16 protein-coding genes are annotated in these 20,169 nt (G+C 40.6%); 2 read left to right on the forward strand and 14 right to left on the reverse strand.

Annotated features, from left to right (window positions below; all coding sequences use genetic code 11):
* Positions 1-16: 16 nt before the first annotated feature.
* From ffh to ACVX3R_RS05420, 5 genes are all read right to left on the reverse strand, one after another.
* Entirely contained in the window at positions 17-1,588 is a 1,572-nt protein-coding gene (gene ffh, locus ACVX3R_RS05400; protein ID WP_458794481.1) for a signal recognition particle protein, read from the reverse strand.
* Between the two features lie 19 nt (positions 1,589-1,607).
* Positions 1,608-1,823: a hypothetical protein gene (locus tag ACVX3R_RS05405; RefSeq protein WP_045617008.1), complete on the reverse strand. Its 216-nt coding sequence runs from the start codon at positions 1,821-1,823 to the stop codon at positions 1,608-1,610.
* A 2-nt stretch (positions 1,824-1,825) separates the two neighbouring features.
* Entirely contained in the window at positions 1,826-2,158 is a 333-nt protein-coding gene (locus tag ACVX3R_RS05410; RefSeq protein ID WP_268704301.1) for a putative DNA-binding protein, read from the reverse strand.
* A 141-nt stretch (positions 2,159-2,299) separates the two neighbouring features.
* Positions 2,300-3,496: an elongation factor Tu gene (gene tuf, locus ACVX3R_RS05415; protein WP_001040717.1), complete on the reverse strand. Its 1,197-nt coding sequence runs from the start codon at positions 3,494-3,496 to the stop codon at positions 2,300-2,302.
* Between the two features lie 227 nt (positions 3,497-3,723).
* Entirely contained in the window at positions 3,724-4,833 is a 1,110-nt protein-coding gene (locus ACVX3R_RS05420) for an AI-2E family transporter (protein WP_000489822.1), read from the reverse strand.
* Positions 4,834-4,936: 103 nt separating this feature from the next.
* Here ACVX3R_RS05420 and pbp3 point away from each other — a divergent pair, with 103 nt between their 5' ends.
* Positions 4,937-6,172: a D-alanyl-D-alanine carboxypeptidase PBP3 gene (gene pbp3, locus ACVX3R_RS05425; RefSeq protein WP_458794482.1), complete on the forward strand. Its 1,236-nt coding sequence runs from the start codon at positions 4,937-4,939 to the stop codon at positions 6,170-6,172.
* 34 nt (positions 6,173-6,206) lie between these two features.
* Here pbp3 and sdbB read toward each other — a convergent pair whose 3' ends face one another.
* From sdbB to ACVX3R_RS05470, 9 genes are all read right to left on the reverse strand, one after another.
* Positions 6,207-6,752, reverse strand: a complete 546-nt coding sequence (gene sdbB / locus ACVX3R_RS05430) for a thiol-disulfide oxidoreductase-associated lipoprotein SdbB (RefSeq protein ID WP_458794483.1) — start codon at positions 6,750-6,752, stop codon at positions 6,207-6,209.
* Between the two features lie 12 nt (positions 6,753-6,764).
* Positions 6,765-7,472, reverse strand: coding sequence for a thiol-disulfide oxidoreductase-associated membrane protein CcdA2 (ccdA2, locus tag ACVX3R_RS05435; protein WP_458794484.1), 708 nt, complete (start codon positions 7,470-7,472; stop codon positions 6,765-6,767).
* A gap of 131 nt (positions 7,473-7,603) precedes the next feature.
* Complete coding sequence (locus ACVX3R_RS05440; protein WP_000631555.1) at positions 7,604-8,464, reverse strand: methionyl aminopeptidase; 861 nt, start codon at positions 8,462-8,464, stop codon at positions 7,604-7,606.
* A 15-nt stretch (positions 8,465-8,479) separates the two neighbouring features.
* Positions 8,480-9,757 carry a CBS-HotDog domain-containing transcription factor SpxR gene (gene spxR / locus ACVX3R_RS05445; RefSeq protein WP_308687609.1) on the reverse strand — a complete coding sequence of 426 codons (1,278 nt, stop codon included), beginning with the start codon at positions 9,755-9,757 and terminating at the stop codon, positions 8,480-8,482.
* Positions 9,750-10,301: a GNAT family N-acetyltransferase gene (locus ACVX3R_RS05450; RefSeq protein WP_458794485.1), complete on the reverse strand. Its 552-nt coding sequence runs from the start codon at positions 10,299-10,301 to the stop codon at positions 9,750-9,752. The genes spxR and ACVX3R_RS05450 overlap by 8 nt, the downstream gene beginning before the upstream one ends.
* A gap of 15 nt (positions 10,302-10,316) precedes the next feature.
* A complete protein-coding gene (locus ACVX3R_RS05455; RefSeq protein WP_458794486.1) occupies positions 10,317-11,576 on the reverse strand; it encodes a UDP-N-acetylglucosamine 1-carboxyvinyltransferase in 1,260 nt (419 codons plus the stop codon).
* A gap of 157 nt (positions 11,577-11,733) precedes the next feature.
* Positions 11,734-13,239, reverse strand: a complete 1,506-nt coding sequence (pyk, locus tag ACVX3R_RS05460) for a pyruvate kinase (RefSeq protein ID WP_084920963.1) — start codon at positions 13,237-13,239, stop codon at positions 11,734-11,736.
* A 64-nt stretch (positions 13,240-13,303) separates the two neighbouring features.
* Positions 13,304-14,311, reverse strand: coding sequence for a 6-phosphofructokinase (pfkA, locus tag ACVX3R_RS05465; RefSeq protein WP_000820880.1), 1,008 nt, complete (start codon positions 14,309-14,311; stop codon positions 13,304-13,306).
* An 81-nt stretch (positions 14,312-14,392) separates the two neighbouring features.
* The gene (locus ACVX3R_RS05470; RefSeq protein WP_458794487.1) at positions 14,393-17,494 is read right to left on the reverse strand and encodes a DNA polymerase III subunit alpha; all 3,102 of its coding nucleotides are present in this window, start codon (positions 17,492-17,494) and stop codon (positions 14,393-14,395) included.
* Between the two features lie 386 nt (positions 17,495-17,880).
* On the opposite strand from ACVX3R_RS05470, the gene ACVX3R_RS05475 reads away from it, so the two are divergent.
* Positions 17,881-20,154 carry a Xaa-Pro dipeptidyl-peptidase gene (locus ACVX3R_RS05475; RefSeq protein WP_458794488.1) on the forward strand — a complete coding sequence of 758 codons (2,274 nt, stop codon included), beginning with the start codon at positions 17,881-17,883 and terminating at the stop codon, positions 20,152-20,154.
* Positions 20,155-20,169 lie beyond the last annotated feature (15 nt).

Consider the following 20,169-nt stretch of genomic DNA (forward strand, 5'->3'; position numbering starts at 1 on the left):
TTCTGCTTTCCTTTTTTTATTTGCGTTTCTTCTTCGCTTTTTTCATTTTGTTGGCCATGCGTTTCATAGACTGTTTCATGGCAAATTCACCGATTTTACCTTTGAGACCTCCACCAAACATCTGGCTCATATCTGGCATGCCTGCGCCTCCTAGACCTGACATATCCGGCATTCCACCTTGTCCCATCATGCCTTCAAGGGCAGAAATATCCATTCCTCCCATATTTGGCATATTTTTTGGAAGGTTATTTGGATTGATTCCCATTTGCTTCATCATCTTGTTCATATCTCCAGACATGACACCTTGCATGAGCTGTTTGGCCTGGTTAAAGTCCTTGATAAATTTATTAACTTCGACAAAGGTATTTCCAGAACCTGCAGCGATACGACGGCGACGACTTGGATTTAACAAATCAGGGTTTTCACGTTCTTCAAGTGTCATGGAAGATACAATGGCACGTTTGCGCGCAATCTGGCGCTCATCCACCTTCATATTTTGAAGGGCTGGATTGTTAGCCATACCTGGGATCATCTTGAGCAAGTCTTCCATTGGCCCCATGTTTTGTACCTGATCCAATTGATCAATGAAATCATTGAAATCGAAGGTGTTTTCACGCATCTTCTCAGCCATTTCAAGGGCTTTTTGCTCATCGTATTCCTGAGAAGCTTTCTCAATCAAGGTCAACATATCCCCCATACCAAGGATACGGCTTGACATACGGTCTGGGTGGAAGGTTTCAATATCTGTGATCTTTTCACCCGTACCAGTAAACTTGATTGGTTTACCAGTGATATGACGAACGGATAGAGCCGCACCACCACGTGTGTCCCCATCAATCTTGGTAAGGATGACACCAGTTACTTCCAACTGAGCATTAAACTCACGGGCAACATTAGCTGCTTCCTGACCAATCATGGCATCAACAACGAGTAGAATTTCGTTTGGTTGGGCCAATGCTTTTACGTCACGAAGCTCATTCATTAGGAGCTCATCAATCTGCAAACGACCTGCCGTATCGATCAAGACATAGTCGTTGTGATTGGCTTGTGCTTGCTCCAAACCTTGGCGAACAATCTCAACAGCTGGAACCTCTGTTCCAAGTGCAAAGACAGGAACATCAATTTGTTGTCCAAGCGTTTTCAACTGATCGATGGCTGCTGGACGATAAATATCTGCCGCAATCATCAAAGGACGAGCATTTTCTTCCTTCTTGAGTTTATTAGCCAATTTACCGGCAAAGGTTGTTTTACCAGCCCCCTGCAAACCGACCATCATGATGATAGTTGGAATTTTGGGTGACTTGATAATTTCTGCCGTATCAGAACCTAAAACAGCTGTCAGTTCTTCATCAACGATTTTGATAATCTGTTGAGCAGGATTAAGGGTATCAATGACTTCATGTCCAACTGCACGCTCACGAACCTTCTTGATAAAGTCCTTCACAACAGGCAAGGCAACGTCGGCCTCAAGCAAGGCCAAACGAATCTCTTTAGTTGCTTCTTGAACATCAGCCTCAGAGATTTTTCCCTTTTTACGTAGATTTTTAAAGACGTTCTGCAAACGTTCTGTTAAACTTTCAAATGCCATTTTTTTCTCCTATATTTCATTAATTCGGTGGAAAACGTCCAAAATCTTGTAAACAAACAAGTTCTTCTGGAGTGACTTCTTTCATTATCTCATTTGGATATCCCCAACAGCTAAAGCCCTCTTGAAGAGCTCGAGAGATAGAATCAGGCGAGAGGATTTGTAGTCTTGTGGGAAAAGGAGCCTCAGCAGCTAATAGTTTACAGGGTATACCTTTGTAGATGACTATACTCCCCATACTTATTCTCTATTATCAATGCTTGTTAAGACTTCTATCTGATCCTGCAGAAAGTCATCCTTGGGATAACGCTCCAAGATCTGGTCAAAAATCTGACTGCGGACAATGTAGTCTGAGTACATGTGCAATTTCATCTCATAATCTTCTAGAATCTTTTCTGTCCGCTTGATATTATCATAGACAGCCTGACGACTGACACCAAACTCTTCAGCAATCTCAGCAAGACTGTAGTCATCAGCATAGTAGAGTTCAATATAGTTCATCTGCTTGTCTGTCAAAAGCGCAGCATAAAATTCAAAAAGCGCATTCATACGATTGGTTTTTTCAATTTCCATAATTTTTATTATACCAAAAAAACGATTTTACTGCTAGAGTAGAAGCACTTCAAATAGAACAAGAATAAAAAAAGAACCTTGCAAGGCAAGATTCTTTTAGTGTCTGACTTAAATAATTGTTCTTCTGGGAACTTAATCGAATTAAGCTTCGATTTCTGTAACCATACCTGAACCAACAGTACGTCCACCCTCACGGATAGAGAATGTAGTACCTTGTTCTACGGCGATTGGGTGGATCAACTCAACGTCGATAGTCACGTTATCACCAGGCATTACCATTTCAGTACCTGCTGGAAGTTCGATTGAACCTGTAACGTCAGTAGTACGGAAGTAGAATTGTGGGCGGTAGTTGTTGAAGAATGGAGTGTGACGTCCACCTTCTTCTTTAGTAAGGATGTAGACTTCACCTTTGAATTTAGTGTGTGGGTTGATTGAACCTGGTTTAGCGATAACTTGTCCACGTTCGATTTCGTCACGTTGAATACCACGAAGAAGAACACCTACGTTATCTCCGGCAAGACCTTCATCAAGTTGTTTACGGAACATTTCAACACCAGTAACAACTGCTTTTTGAGTTTCGTCTTTGATACCAACGATTTCAATTTCGTCGTTGACACGAACAGTACCACGGTCGATACGTCCTGAAGCAACAGTACCACGTCCAGTGATTGAAAATACGTCTTCGACTGGGAGAAGCAATGGTTTATCTGTATCACGTTCTGGTTCTGGGATGTACTCATCAACAGTATCCATCAATTCCATGATGATATCTTCGTATTTAGTATCACCTTCAAGTGCTTTAAGAGCTGAACCTTGGATAACTGGAAGATCGTCACCTGGGAAGTCGTATTCTGACAAGAGGTCACGGATTTCCATTTCAACCAATTCAAGCAATTCTTCGTCGTCTACCAAGTCAACTTTGTTCATGAAGACGATAAGGTGTTTAACACCAACTTGACGTGAAAGAAGGATGTGTTCACGAGTTTGTGGCATTGGTCCGTCAGTTGAAGCTACTACAAGGATAGCTCCGTCCATTTGAGCAGCACCAGTGATCATGTTTTTAACGTAGTCCGCGTGTCCTGGAGCGTCGATGTGAGCATAGTGACGTTTTGCAGTTTCATACTCAACGTGCGCAGTGTTGATAGTGATACCGCGTTCGCGTTCTTCTGGAGCAGCATCAATAGACGCATAGTCTTTAGGTTGGTTAACTGCTGAAGGCAAGCGACGTGCCAAAACAGTTGTGATAGCTGCAGTCAAAGTAGTTTTACCGTGGTCAACGTGTCCGATAGTACCAATGTTAACGTGTGGTTTACTACGATCGTATTTTTCTTTTGCCATTTGAGTAAAAGCCTCCAATAAAATATATTTTATAGATAGACAGTAGGCAATACAGTCTAACTTTCCTTACTATTTTATCAAATTTCTGCTAAATTGCAAGTGTTTTACACATATTTTGTGAATTAATCTGGATCTTACAAAGTGCTGTTCTTCTGCTTCTTTATACAATTAAAGCTTATTTCATTCTAGCTGTATTATGCTCACAAAAAAATCAGGTTTCCCTGATTCTAAATGGATTCTGATTTTTCCAGTTCTTTAGCTTCCTTATGATTTTCATATAATTTTGCCAAGAACTTAGTGATTTCTTTGAGAATAGAGTAGGTTGGCACTGCTACAATCATCCCTATGACGCCGTAAATATTACTTGACAATAAGAGAAGCACCAAAATCGTAATCGGGTGTACTTTCATAACCCCTCCAACGATACGTGGATAAAGAACATTTCCATCGATTTGCTGAATAATAAGCATATAGGCAACCGCAATCAGCATACGATGAGGATCCGTGAATACATTGGCAATCACCATCGGAATCAAGCCAATGCTTGGGCCAACATAAGGAATCAAATTTGCAATTCCAGAGAAAATAGCAAAAACTAGGGCGTACTTTAATCCGATAACGCTATAACCAATATAGGCTAAACATCCAATAATAACCGCATCAATCGCAATTCCGCTGATATAACGTGCTATGGTTGTATTGAGATTGGTTAAAAGGCTAGAAAGATTTAATTTGTCATGTTTTAAGACGGTACGTTCCAACATCGGTAGCAACTTATGACCATCCAACAAGAAATAAATCAAGAAGACGGGGGTCATAATGAGAATCAGAACCGTGCTAAACAAGGCTGAAAGAACGCTTCCTAAACTATTGCTGACGCTATTAAGGATATTCTGGAGGATATCCACATAGGAGAGATTAAGTTGTTGGATTGTTTGTTGAATATCAATATTTTGGAAGACTGGATTCATGGACAAATCGATGATCAAATCTTGTAGTCTACTATAGATGTTTTGACTAGAAATAATCAAGCTGGTCAACTGATTAATCAAAATCGGCAAGAGATAAACGACCCCAACCACGATAGCACCAATTAAAGCACAGAGAGTGACCAAGACACCAATTAGACGATTAATCTTACATCTCTTTTCCAAAAAGGTAACGATTGGATTGGTAATGTAGTAAAAAAATCCACCTAACAAAAATGGAATCATGATGGTATTCACAACCGTCACGAAAGGAGTAATAATCGCTCCCATCTCTCTCCAAAGATAGAAAATCAGTGTTAATAATAAAATTTCAGCTGTCCAAAAAAATAATTTGTTTCTACGGAACATAGGCATCCTCCTCTATTTATTTTATCATATTTCTTCAAAAGATAAGATGGCTTTAGTATAAAAGCGAGAATATTTTTTTTCTTTATGATAAAATAAAGCTAATATGAAAAAAATAATTCTATCTTTTATAACACTTTTTGTTTTTGGAACAGTTTCTACTGTTTCTGCTCAGGAGTTTGATGTTGCTGCTAAACATGCCATTGCTGTCGAGGCTACAACTGGAAAAATCCTCTACGAGAAAGATGCAAATCAGCCTGTAGAAATTGCTTCTATTACCAAACTTGTTACAGTCTATTTGGTCTATGAGGCCTTGGAACAAGGAACCATCAGCCTATCTACACCTGTCGATATTTCGGACTATCCTTACAAACTTACAACCAATTCTGAGGCGAGTAACGTCCCTATGGAAGCTCGAAATTATACTGTTGCACAATTATTAGAGGCTACAATGGTATCCAGTGCAAACAGTGCTGCGATTGCGCTAGCAGAAAAAATTGCTGGTTCTGAGAAAGACTTTGTAGACAAAATGAGGGCTAAACTTCTTGAATGGGGAATTCAAGATGCAACTATTGTAAATACAACTGGTTTAAATAATGAGACCCTTGGTGATAATATCTATCCTGGTTCTAAAAAAGATGATGAAAACAAGTTGAGTGCCTACGACGTTGCAATCGTCGCTCGTAACCTCATACGAGATTATCCTCAAGTTTTGGAAATCACCAAAAAGCCAACTTCTACTTTTGCTGGACTTGAAATCCACTCAACCAACTATATGTTGGAAGGAATGCCAGCCTATCGTGGTGGTGTCGACGGTTTGAAAACAGGTACTACCGACAAAGCCGGTGCTTCTTTCGTTGGAACAACCGTTGAGAAAGGGATGCGTATCATTACGGTTGTTTTAAATGCAGACCAGCAAGATAGCAACCCTTATGCACGTTTTACTGCAACTTCTTCACTTTTAGATTATGTTTCTGCGAACTTTGCTTTAAAAACTGTCGTTCAGAAAGGCGAAACCTATAAAGATAGTAAAGTGACAGTCCTTGATGGGAGAGAAGATAAGGTAGCTGCAATTGCTAAGTCAGATATTGCAATCGTCCAACGAGTTGGAAGTGAAAAAACATCAGCTCTTCAATTCACACCAAAATCAGAAATAGCCCCACTGGAAGAAGGCAAGGTTGTCGGTACTCTAACCTATGACGATCAGGATTTGGTCGGTCAAGGTTATCTCACTTCTGAAAAACCTTCTTTTGAAATGGTCGCTGAAAAGAAAGTAGAAAAAGCCTTCTTTTTGAAAGTTTGGTGGAATCAATTTATCCGCTTTATCAATGAAAAACTATAAAAAAATCGCGAAGAATCGCGATTTTTTCTTTATTTCATTTCATCTCTTTAAATGCTGCTTCCGCATCTGCATTGCTAATAGCACCGAACTGAATTTTCCCGATTTTACCTTGACTGTCAATCAAGTATTCCGTTGGAATACTACGAATTTGGTAGGCTTGAAAGGCAGTTGCTTGGGTATCATACAAGACTGGTATATCCTTATACCCTTGTTCTTGAAACCATTTTGGAAAGTCTTGAACTGTTTTTTCACCTTGTAGACCTGGTGCAATGACACTCAAGATTTCAAAGTCTCGATCTTGTTTGGCAGCTAATTCCATCAGCTCAGGCATGCTTTTTTTACATGGTCCACACCAAGAAGCCCAGAATTTCAAATAGACCTTTTTCCCTTTGTAGTCCGATAACTTCACTTCTTTGCCATCCATGGACTGTAAGGTGAAGTCTGGTGCATCTTTACCCACTGCGATTTGTTGTACAGCAGGTTGTTTTGGACTGCTTGTCTGTTTGGTTTCTTTTTCACCACAGGCAATCAACAAGAATAGAGACATGAGGCTCAATCCAGTAAAAATAACTTTTTTCATCTTTTTCTCCTTTTATCCAAGAATTCCTGACAAGGCATTTAACTGCCCTAACATTAATAATAATCCCATCAAAATAATCAAGGCTCCCCCAATTTTCTTTAGTAGGATCATGTGGGGTTTTAATTTACTAAAATAGGGCATAATCCAGCCCGAAGCTAAGGCCAAAACAAGGAAAGGAAGCGCCATCCCCAATGTGTACACTAAGGTTAGTATGGCTCCTTGCCAAGCACCATTCCCTCCTGAAGCCGCTAGAGCTAAGACCGAACTTAAGACTGGTCCAATACAAGGAGTCCAGCCAAAACTAAAGGTTATCCCAAGTAAAAAGGCTGATAGATAGTGATTTGACTTTGATTGTTTGAAGGTGACTGTCTTTTGAACTTCCAGTTTATTGAAATGCAAGATTTCCATCTGGTGAAGCCCTAAAAGAATAATGACTGTCCCCATAGCATAACGAAACCAGTCTGCATAGAGCATGTGCCCTAGGAATCCAGCTCCAAATCCTAAAATAAAGAAAATGAGGGAAATTCCAGCAATAAAGCACAAGGTCCGAATTAAACCTGACCATGCAACGTCTCTTCCAAAAAAGCGAAAACTTTTCGAATTTCCGTGATCATCTAGCAGAATACCAGCATAGACAGGTAGTAAAGGGAAGATACAGGGTGAAAAGAAGGACAGGATACCTGCTAAAAAAACGGATACTAGAAATATAATCGACTCCAACGAATTACCTACTTTCTCAAAATTCTAATCTTATTTTACTATAAAAGAAAAAAATTGTAAGAAGTCTGCTACGCTTATCTTTTTTATCTCGACTAGGTACAAAAAAAGGAGCTAAGCTCCCTTTTATCGTTCTAATATGTTCCTTCTTCACCTTGACTAGTCAAGATAACAGGACCGTCTTTGGTAATCACGAATTGATGTTCATATTGGCAAGATAGGCCACCATCTATAGTCTTATGAGCCCAGCCAGTCTTCATATCTGTATCAATTTCCCAGTCACCAGTATTGATCATGGGTTCAATGGTTAGTACCATTCCTTCACGAAGACGGAGTCCACGGCCTGCAATACCGTAGTTAGGAACCATTGGCTCTTCGTGCATTGTTGGACCAACACCATGACCAACCAAATCACGTACGACACCGTAACCGCGACTTTCAGCGTATTCTTGAATGGCCGCACCGATATCACCGATACGATTTCCAACAACCGCTTTCTCAATCCCTATATACATAGCTTCCTTGGTCACGTCCATCAAGTTTTTCACTTCTTCAGACGGTGTACCAACCGCATAAGCCCAACATGAGTCTGCTAAACCACCAGTATAGCTTTGGGTGTATTTTTTCATTTGCTCAACATTATTAAAGTTGAGTTTAGATACATTGAGGTCGGATTTGGCTATCGGACCACCCAGTACCATGTCAACCTTGAGCAAATCGCCATCTTTCAAGATGTAATGACGTGGAAAAGCGTGAGCTACTTCGTCGTTGAGAGAGCAACAAGTGGCATAGGGGTAATCCATAACTGCACCATCCACACCAATCTGTAAAGGAAGGAAATTCTCCTCTTTACAACGTCGACGAACGTACTCTTCCACCTCCCACATATCCACGCCTGGCTTAATCAAATCACGTAAGCCGATATGGATACTTGCTAGGAAATCACCAGCCTTGTCCATGGCTTCGATTTCACGTGCTGATTTTAAAGTTATCATTTTTTCTCCTAGATTCTAATTAATTTTAACCGTAACATTTGCTTTTGAAACAATCTGATGACCATGATAAATATCATAATCAATAATAGCTGAGCGTCTCGTGTGGTGAATAATACGAGCCTGAATCCGCAAAGTATCATCTATCTGTACAGCCTGCAAGAAATAAATCAACATCTGTTCAATGATGAGATTACGTCCGCTATTCACAACCAGGTCTTGGGTCATATGGTTGAGGATTTCAGCCAAGACTCCATTAGCAAGGACCCCATTTTTCTCCAACATGAAGGGCTCAACAGTTATGACGACTTCATCATGATGGTAAGATAGTTTTTGCCCGATTTGCTCTGAGAAAGTCGGCAAAGCAGAAACTTGGGAACGACTCATCTTTTCCATGACATCTCGTCGCGTTACAACACCGAGTAGGGTTTGGTTGCTTCTAACAACGGGAACCATCTCAAAGTCTTCTGCTATCATTCGTTGACTGACATTGGCAATATTGGTCGCTAACCCTGTTACGAAGATACTGCGCGTCATCACCTTGTCAATCGTCGTGCTGGGAGACTTGTCTCCTGCGTCACGCATAGTAACAACCCCAACAACCACTTGGTGTTGGTTAACAACTGGAAAACGGCTACTTCTGTTCTTACGAACCAAGTCTAGATAGTCTTTGACTGTATCGGTTTCTCTCAAAAACCCATACTCATGACTGGGACGATAGAGCTTTTCAACTGTCAGAATATCGGTTTTGATTTGAACATTTGAGAGAGCTTTGTTAATCATGGTTGCTACTGTAAAAGTGTCATCTTTACTTCTTAGAACTGGAATCCCTTTTTTATTAGCCAACTCAAGAACATCATCCTGAACATGAAAACCACCTGTCACAAGGACCGCATTTTCATTTTCCAAGGCTAGAAGTTGAATACGAGTACGGTCACCTACGATCACAAGACCACCATCATGGAGATAGGATCGGATATTCTGCTCTGTCATGGCCCCAATGGAAAATTTGCTAAACTCTCTCTCCAGTCCTTCCTGACCGGCTAAAACCTCAGAGGAGGTGACTTCAGCGATTTCAGCATAGGTTAGCCGTTCAATAGCCACTTTCTTTGGCTTAACTCGTATGGTTCCACTACGTGGCCGAGTTTCAACGATGCCACGATTTTCAGCTTCTTTGATAGCTCGGTAGGCGGTTCCGTCACTAACACCTAGATGATTAGAGATACTGCGAACACTAACTCTTTTCCCAATTGGCAACGATTCCAAATAGGACAAGATTTCCTGGTGTTTACTCATTGAATTCTCCTTTTATGTATCGAAATTCAAGATAGTCCCTCATTTTTCGTGTATAGCGATCGCTCCCCTTAAACTGTCGGAAGAGACTAAAGCCCGATTTTAAGGCTACTTTTTGACTAGCTTGATTCTCCAGATGAGTGATGATGGATAATTGTTTTAAACCAAATTCTTCAAAGGAAAGCTGACGAAGCTTGGTAACTACTTCTGTCATATAACCTTGTGACCAAGAATCCTTTTTTAAGAAATAACCAATTTCTGCTTCTTTTTTGATTTCATCAATCTTTTCAAATTTAATGGAGCCAATCATTTCCTGATTTCCTTGGAGACAAATAGCCCAAACACCTAGAGGAGCCTTCATAAAATAGTTGGCAAGCGCGTATTGACTTTCTTCTAAACTTGATTGACTGGGAAAAATAAACTGTAAATTTTCAGGATTGGAAGCAATCTCGAAAAACGCTTGACTGTCACTAAAAAAGAAAGGACGCAAATACAAGCGCTCCGTTTCAAAAAAAGAAAACATTGCTAATTTGGTCCAAATATTCATAATCACCTCAACGGCTTAGTCTTCAACGAGTGTAATATCCGCTCCAAGACTACGCAATTTTTCAATAATATTTGAATAGCCACGCAGGATAAACTCAATATTTGTAATTTCAGTTTTACCTTCAGCCATCAAACCAGCAATAACAAGCGCTGCACCAGCTCGCAAGTCTGTAGCTTTTACGCTTGCACCGTGCAACCTACGACCACCGTTGTAGATAATATGATCATTCGTAGTCGTAATATCCGCATCCATTTTTGCTAATTCAAAAACATGGTTAACACGTTTTTCATAGATCGTATCAATAATGGTTCCACGACCTTGAGCAGTCAGCAATAGCGGAGTTATAGGCTGTTGCAAATCGGTTGCAAATCCAGGATAAGGAGCTGTTTTGATATTGATGGCCTTCAAATCAGACTGTTCTTCAACGAAGATGCTGTCTTCTGAGACCGTCATATGAACGCCCATTTCCTCTAGTTTGGCGATAAAGCCTTCTAAGTGTTCATAGAGAACGTTGTTAATGCGAATTCCTTTTCCTACCGCTGCAGCAAGTGAAATATAGGTTCCAGCTTCGATACGGTCTGGAATGACTTGGTGATGCGTTCCATGAAGTTTCTCAACACCATCAATAATGATAATATCAGTCCCCGCACCACGAATGTGGGCCCCCATATTGTTCAAAAGGGTAGCGACATCGATAATTTCCGGTTCACGAGCCGCATTTTCAATGACAGTGCGTCCCTTAGCTTTAACCGCAGCAATCATAGTGTTAATCGTTGCACCAACGCTAACAGTATCCATATAAATACTTGCGCCATGAAGTCCCTTACCTTGGGCAGATAAATTCATATTATCTCCCTCATAGCTGACCTTAGCACCCATGGCTTCAAAGGCTTTTAAGTGAAGGTCAATCGGACGAGGCCCCAGATCACATCCACCAGGAAGTCCAACTGTAGCTTCACCAAAGCGACCTAAAAGACTTCCGTAGAAATAATAAGAAGCACGTAAGCTATTAATCTTACCATAAGGCATAGGAATGTTTTGAACGCCTCTTGGATCAATTTCCAAGACATCGTCATAACGCTTAACAGTTGCCCCCATAATCTCCATGATTTCGACAAGACTAGCAACGTCTGAAATATCTGGAACACAATCTAAAGTGACAATATCATCTGATAAGATAATAGCTGGAATAAGTGCTACAACACTATTTTTAGCACCACTAATGGTGATCTCACCTTGCAATGGACGTCCACCATTGATGACAATTTTTCTCATGTTTTACTCTTTCAAAATTTACTAAAAAGGTCTTTTCGTTCTATTATACCACAATTTTCAATTTTTTCCCATTCCTATTGATTAAACATTCCATTTCGATAAAAAAGCCTATCATTCAAGCTGAACAGCTTGATATGATAGGCTTTGTAATGTTAGATTAGCGTACAGTGCGGATGCGCATTGTGTTTGTACGAACAGCTTCGCCAAGTGGTACACCTGCAACGATAACAATATCATCACCAGATTCTACCAAACCTTGCTCAACTGCAATTCTTTCAGCGAGATCAAACATATCATCAGTGTTTGATGGGCGATCAGTGGTTACTGGAATAACTCCCCAGTTAAGCATCAAACCACGCTGAGTCAATTCATCGAAAGTGATTGCCAAGATATCAGCATCTGGACGGTATTTAGAAATCAAACGAGCAGTGTGACCTGTCTTAGTAAGAGTAACCACCAACTTGATATTCATAGAATTTGTCGCATCCTTAACAGCTGAAGCCATAACCTCAGTCTTAGAATTACGTGACAAGTTAACAGATGACAAGCGACCGTATTCTTTTAAAAGAGTTTGAGCATTTTTGTCAATAGTTGCCATCGTAGTAACTGACTCAAGTGGATATTTACCATTTGCAGACTCACCTGAAAGCATTGTAGCGTCGGTTCCGTCGATAACAGCGTTAAACACATCTGATACTTCTGAACGCGTTGCACGTGGTTTTTCAGTCATAGTTTCAAGCATGTTTGTTGCTGTGATAGCGACTTTACCAGCTGCATTTACTTTTGTAATAATCATTTTTTGGTAAACTGGAACCATTTCGAATGGTACTTCAATACCCATGTCACCACGGGCGATCATGATACCGTCAGCAGCTTCAATGATTTCATCCAAGTTGTCAATACCTTGTTGGTTTTCGATTTTAGCGAACAATTGAACGTGACCGTTACCAGTTTCTTCACAGATTGCACGAACTTCGTTAACGTCTTTTGCAGTACGGACGAATGAAATCGCGATGAAGTTAATACCTTGTTCAAGACCAAAGCGGATATCATCGTTATCACGTTCAGCAAGAGCTGGGAAAGGAATTTTAGTGTTAGGGATATTTACACCTTTTTGTTTAGCGATCACACCGTCATTTTCCACTTCAACTACAAATTCACGAGTTGCATCGTCTTTTTCTACAACGCGAAGACCAAGTTTACCATCGTCAACCAATACTTGGCGACCAACTTCAACGTCATCATAGATGTCAAGAGCACCAGCAACGTTCAAAGCAATCACTTCACGAGTTGATTTGATTCCTTGTTTAGTTGCAACACGGATTTTTTCACCAGTTTTGTATGAGTACTCTTTAGCTTCACCTTCGAACAACTCAGTACGGATTTCTGGTCCTTTAGTATCAAGAAGGAAACCAACTTTCTTACCTGCAAGTTTTTCTGCAAGTTTAACAGTTGCCATACGTTCACCTTGTTCTTGGTGGTCACCGTGTGAGAAGTTGAAACGGAAAGTGTTAGCTCCCGCTTCAATCAATTTAGCAATGTTTTTTGCTGAAGCTTCAACGTCAAGTTTTTCACCCCAGTATCCGTCATCACCGAATTTCTTTCCACCACGGATTTCAACCGCAGGACCCAAAGTTGCAACGATTTTTACACGTTTATTCATGATTTGTGACTCCTTTATATAATTTGACCTTTTATGGTCATTTTACCAGATTAGTTAAAGTTGATTATGACAAGCTCTTGTTCAAGCTAGCAAGTCCAAGGTCAGCTTTGTGAGGGTTGTTAACAACGATTTTGCCATCAGCTGTTAGGCTGAACAAGGCTCCTTCTTCTGCTGTTCCAAGAATTGGATTCTCAACCATTTTTTCGTTACGGATACCAACAGCGACACCACCGATTCCTTGTTTGAGAAGTTTAACAGCGTGTGCTCCCATACGTGACGCTAATACACGGTCGCGAGCGGTTGGTGAACCACCACGTTGGATATGTCCAAGCTCAGTCACACGAAGGTCACTAGTATCTCCTGCTTCCTTGAGTTTCTTACCGAATTCATCGGCAGACATAACCCCCTCGGCCAAAACGATGATGTTGTGTTTTTTACCGCATTCATAACCAGCTTTGATACTAGCTACGATATCTTCCATCTTGAAGCCTTCTTCAGGGATAATGATTTCATCAGCACCAGTTGCAATACCTGCCCAAAGTGCGATATCACCAGCATTACGTCCCATTACTTCAACAACGAAAGTACGACGGTGACTTGATGATGTATCACGAATCTTATCGATTGCATCCATTGCAGTCGTAACTGCAGTATCAAATCCGATTGTGAAGTCAGTACCTACGATATCGTTATCGATTGTACCTGGAAGTCCGATAGCAGGGAATCCATGCTCAGTCAAGCGCATAGCTCCGTGATAAGAACCGTCACCACCGATAACAACGACACCTTCGATACCGTGTTTTTTCAACTGCTCAATCCCTTTAAGTTGACCTTCAAGTTGTGCAAACTCAGGGTAACGAGCAGAGTGAAGGAAAGTACCACCACGGGAAATGATGTCTCCTACGGAAGCAGCATCAAGTGGATAAATTTCGCCGGCAACCATACCAGCGTATCCATCATAGATACCAAATACTTCCATTCCTTCTGAGATTGCTTGGCGAACTACTGCACGGATGGCAGCATTCATACCAGGGGCGTCTCCACCACTGGTCAAAACAGCAATACGTTTCATTTGGTTTTTGCTCCTTTTCCTTTTAACATTCTTACTGATTATACCACATTTAAATCGAAAATTCTTCTATTTTTCGTATTTTTAGCGATAAATCGTTTTCATGGTGATTTCCTTTAATTTCTCCTGTAAAGCTGGCTCTTTTTTTACAAAATGCCGTGTAGAAACAACTGTTTTTTGCTCCTCTTCATACCTGATAATGACAGGAATTGGACCTTTGTATTGTTCTAGGATATTTGAAATCTCTTTATCGTATTCATGATTTTTAACTTGAATCCAGAATCGTTCCGCTACTGCTTCTTTCAAATCTTGTGCAATCATTTGCAGACGACCATCTCGAGATTGAACTTTGCCATTGATGTAGTAAAATTTCCCTTCGGATAGGATGGGGGCGAATTTTCTATATTGATCTGAAAATACAGTCACATCCATCCGAGACTTACTATCATGAACCTGTAGAAAGGCCATGTTCTCGCCCTTCTTGGTTCGAATCACTTTTAGTTTTTGCACTTCAACTAGGAGAGTAGCTTGAGCTCCTTCAGTAAGATTAGCAATCGGCGTCGTTGGGTAAATGGCTTGTTTGGCAAGAGTTTGGAGAGGATGGGCACTGATACCTACCCCAATCAGTTCCTGCTCCTTGTAAAATCTCTCTGCCTCAGTAAAATCATCAGCTTCAGTCCAACTATAATTTGTATCCGCAAAGAGTCCACCTAACTCCTCAACAAAAACAAATAAGTTTGGTAGGTTCACTAAGATTTTCTGACGATTCTTGTCAAATTCATCAAAAAGCCCTAGTTCAACCAAAGGTGTCAAAAGCGAAAGTTTCTTGTAATTCTTGGGAAGACGTGTGACGAAATCTTCCACACTTGAAAAAGGACGATTTTCGATGATCCAGTAAGAAAAATCTCTTGGCATGCCCTTAATGGCTTTTAGACCAAGATATATTTTCTTCTGAGCAATTTTATCGTGATAGGGAATGCTATTGATTGCTAACGGGGCTACTTCAAAGCCCATCTGCAATGCATCCACAATGTAATCACTGCTAGAATAATTCAACATGACTTGGAAGAAAATAGCAGGATAGTGTATCTTGAAATAAGCAAGCTGGAAAGCCAGCGCTGAGTAGGCATAAGCGTGGGATCTGTTAAATCCATAGCCTGCAAACTTTTCCATCACTGCAAAAACTTGGTTGGCCTTTTCTTCTGTATGCCCAAGTTTCATAGCTCCTGTGATAAAATCTTCCTTCATCAAATGCATCTCTTTAGCATTTTTCTTCCCCATGGCTCGTCTGAGAATATCGGCTTTACCAAGACTGAAGCCTCCAAAGCGCTGAGCTACCTGCATGACCTGCTCTTGATAGAGCATGATACCGTAGGTTGATGAGAGAATATCCTCCAAGACAGGATCCAGCACCGTCACCTTTTCTTTACCGTGCTTACGAGCAACAAAATTATCAATATAATCACTAGCACCTGGTCTGTTGAGGGAGGTCGTGGCTACTACCTCTTCAAAGACTTGCGGCTGAACTCGTTTCAAGAGTCGAATGGCGCCAGGTTGTTCAAATTGGAAAATCCCCTTGGTATTTCCAGAAGCAAAGAGAGCCAGAGTTTCTTTGTCTTCCAGATCAATATCCTCTATTCTCAGATGAACACCTTCTGACTCAGCCAGTAATTCCTGCATTTTTTGGACAAAAGTTAAGTTACGCAGACCTAGGAAATCCATTTTTAGAAGTCCATTAGCTTCAACACCATGAGCATCATATTGGGTAATGAGCATATCCTCACCGTATTTGAGTGGAATATAGTCTGTCAGGTCTTGGTCACTCATGACGACTCCTGCAGCATGAATAGAGGTCTGACGAGGATACCCTTCAATCTTTCGAGCAATCTCAAAAGCTTTTTGGTATTCCATTTTGCTATTTATGACCTGCCTAAACTGTAAATTCTTTTCATAGGCCGTCGTTAGCGTATCTCGGAAACTGATTTTTTTCGTAATATTTGTTAATTCATACTCAGGAACACCATAGCGTTTGAAAACATCACGAATTGCCTGTTTTGCTCCAAAGGTCGAATAAGTGACAATCTGTGCCACATGTTGACTACCATAGCGATCACGAACATAGCGAATGAACTCTGGTCTATAAAGGTCAGGGATGTCAATATCGATATCAGGCATGGTGTAGCGCTCACGATTTAAAAAGCGTTCGAAAATCAAGTTCTTCTCAACCGGGTCAATTCCTGTAATATCCAGTGAGTAAGCTACTAGACTACCAACCGCAGAACCACGCCCCATTCCCATATAATATCCTTGGGAACGTCCAAAACGGAGCAAATCCCAAACTACAAGAAAATAGTCGTCAAAGCCCATATCATGAATCACAGCCAATTCCTCATTCAGTCGCTCATGATAAATAACTGAGGTTAGCCCCTTGTCACTCAAGCCTTGCTCAGCCCTCTCTCGAAGTTCTTCTACTGCAGGTCTTTCAGGATTAAAGCGAGGAAGTTTTAAACTTGGGTCGATTTGATAGCTTACATTCTCTATCAACCCCTGAAGACTGACAAGCGCCTGAGGGAAGCGATTCATAAAACGTGCTTCCAAGTCTGAGGCAGGTAAAAAAATCCCTTGTTGTGAATGTACATCCACTTCTCTTAGGCTGACATTGTCCTTGACTGCCGACAAGATTTGCAAAACTTGTATATCTTCTTTTTCAAAAGAGTTGACTTGATAGAGTGGAAGAATCGGTCTGGTAAAGACTTCTTGAGGAGTATCTGGACTGACACCGATAAAATAATCATGCCCCAAATCCAGTTGTTCGACCCCATTAAAATAGGGCACAATAATGGCCACATCTTCGAGGTGGGAGGTGAAGTCAGACCAATTTTTCCGTCCAGTCATTTTTAAAGTGGATAACTTCATCAACTCTTGATAGCCTTTAGTGGATAGGGCTAGAAAACGAAGAGAAATATTCTCCTCATCTTTGATCAAGGTCATTTCAAGACCAATTAAAGGTTGGATGCCATACTTACGAGTCACTTCTAGAAAATGATAGGCTCCATAGAGATTATCCACATCCATAATAGCAAGGTGAGAATAGCCATACTCTTTAGCCGTTTGAACGTATTTTTCAATCGAAACCACACTTTCCATAAAACTATAAACAGTCTTGGTGTCGAGCTGCGCAATCATTTCTTCTCCTCCTTGCTTTCGTTTTACTACTATTATACCATTTTAAGCTGGATATTGAAGAAACTCGGATGCTTTCTTTTTAACATCAGCATTTACAACCTCTCCGTCTTTCTTCCCTTTAATTTTTAATATTATAAGATGGATTTGAATGTCATTTTAGACATTTTTATACTAAGTAAAGTATAATAAAGCCGAACTCTATATGCAATTTCACATATAAAAAATTCTAAGAAAGGGCTTTTTATTATAGTATTTATTCATCATTTTATAATAACTTACTAAATAGGTATTCCGCTTCACGAAATTTCTTGCATTAAAGTTTATTTATTCCATTTTTCCTTATTTTTTGATATAATAAATTCAGTCTGTTTTCAAAGGAGAGAACCATGCGTTTTAATCAATTTAGCTATCTTCCGACCACTAGTTCTCAACAATTAGATGAATTAGCAAGTCTTGGTCTGAAATTGTCACCTCATCTGCCCTTAAAAAAGCAATTTGAAGACTTCATCCGTTGGAGTTTTTTCACTTATTCTAACACGGATTATGTCTTATCCACTTTGGCTGCGGATAACGAAACAGATCTATTAACTTTTTTCCAATCAGAGCGTGATTTAACTGCTGATGTTTTCTACACGGTAGTTTTTCAACTTTTAGGGTTTAACTATTTTGTTGACTTTGAGGACGCCGAACAATTCCGTAAAGAAACTGGATTTCCTATTGTTTATGGAGATCTCATCGAAAATCTTTATCAGTTACTCAATACGCGAACAAAAAAAGGAAATACGCTCATCGACCAACTTGTTAGTGACGGACTCATTTCAGAAGACAATCACTACCACTACTTTAACGGTAAGAGCTTGGCAACCTTCTCTAGTCATGATGTCATTCGTGAAGTTGTGTATGTCGAGAGTCGTGTGGATACTGATAAAGACAGTCTCCCTGACTTAGTCAAGGTCAGCATTATTCGCCCGCGTTATGATGGACAAATTCCTTCAGTTATGACTGCCAGCCCTTATCACCAAGGAACCAACGTCAAAGCTAGCGATAAAGCTCTCTACAAAATGGAAGGGGAACTTGAGGTCAAACCTGCCCACACCATTGAGCATGAGGAGCCTAAGCTGAATTTAGTCGAACCTCTCGGTCAAGCTGAACTCGTCTCTGAAGTTGAAGAAAAGTTAGCTCATATCAATAGCTCATACACTCTCAACGACTACTTCCTCCCACGAGGATTTGCCAATCTCTATGTATCGGGTGTTGGTACCAGGGATTCCCAAGGTCTCATGACCAATGGGGACTACCAGCAAATTGAAGCATATAAAAACGTGATTGATTGGCTCAATGGTCGTTGTCGTGCTTTCACGGATCACACGCGCAAACGTCAAGTCAAGGCTGATTGGTCAAACGGCAAAGTCGCAACAACAGGACTTTCTTATCTGGGTACCATGTCCAATGGGCTTGCGACCACTGGTGTTGATGGCTTAGAGGTCATTATCGCTGAAGCAGGTATTTCCTCTTGGTACAACTACTATCGAGAAAATGGTCTGGTGACTAGCCCAGGTGGTTATCCAGGTGAGGATTTTGACTCACTTGCTGAATTGACCTACTCCCGTAATCTCCTAGCTGGTGATTATATTCGTGGTAATGGAGCTCATCAGGCAGACCTAGAGAAGGTAAAAGAACAATTAGATCGCAAGACTGGTGACTACAATCAGTTTTGGCATGACCGCAACTATCTACTCAATGCTCACAAGGTTCAAGCTGAGGTCGTCTTTACGCATGGTTCTCAGGATTGGAATGTCAAACCTCTTCATGTTTACCAGATGTTTCATGCCCTTCCAACTCATATCAACAAGCACCTCTTTTTCCATCATGGTGCCCATGTCTATATGAACAACTGGCAGTCAATTGACTTCCGCGAGTCCATGAATGCCTTGTTAAGTAAAAAATTGTTAGGACTTGACTCAAACTATCAACTTCCTACTGTCATCTGGCAGGACAATACTGCACCGCAAACTTGGCAGAGCCTTGATAACTTTGGCAAACAGAATAAACTGCATACTTTCTCACTTGGAACTGAAGAAAAAGTGATTCAAAACCAGTATGATCAGAAAGACTTTGAGCGGTATGGCAAGACTTACCAGACCTTCAACACCGAACTTTACCAAGGAAAAGCCAATCAAATCACCATTGACCTTCCAGTAAGTCAAGGCATTCACTTAAATGGGCGAGTGGAGCTGGAACTTCGTGTCAAATCAAGTACAAACAAGGGCTTATTGTCTGCCCAAGTCCTCCAACTAGGACAACAGAAGTACCTTCAACCCTATCCAGCGGTTCAATCAGTCCGAACCATTGATAATGGTCGTTACCACATGTTAGAAAATCTCTGTGAACTGCCATTAAACCCAAGTGCCCAACGTGTCATCACCAAAGGCTACCTCAATCTTCAAAATCGAGATGATCTCTTGACAATCGAAGAAATTCAACCAAATGAATGGATGGACTTCAAGCTAGAGCTCCAACCAACTATCTACAAACTTAAAGAAGGAGACACTCTCCGCTTGGTTCTCTACACAACAGACTTTGAGATTACAATTCGAGATAATACAGACTATCAGTTGACTGTTGATTTAGCACAGTCTACTATCACTATTCCCTCATAAAAGGAGCTATTAACA

Source organism: Streptococcus sp. 517s (assembly GCF_054445985.1).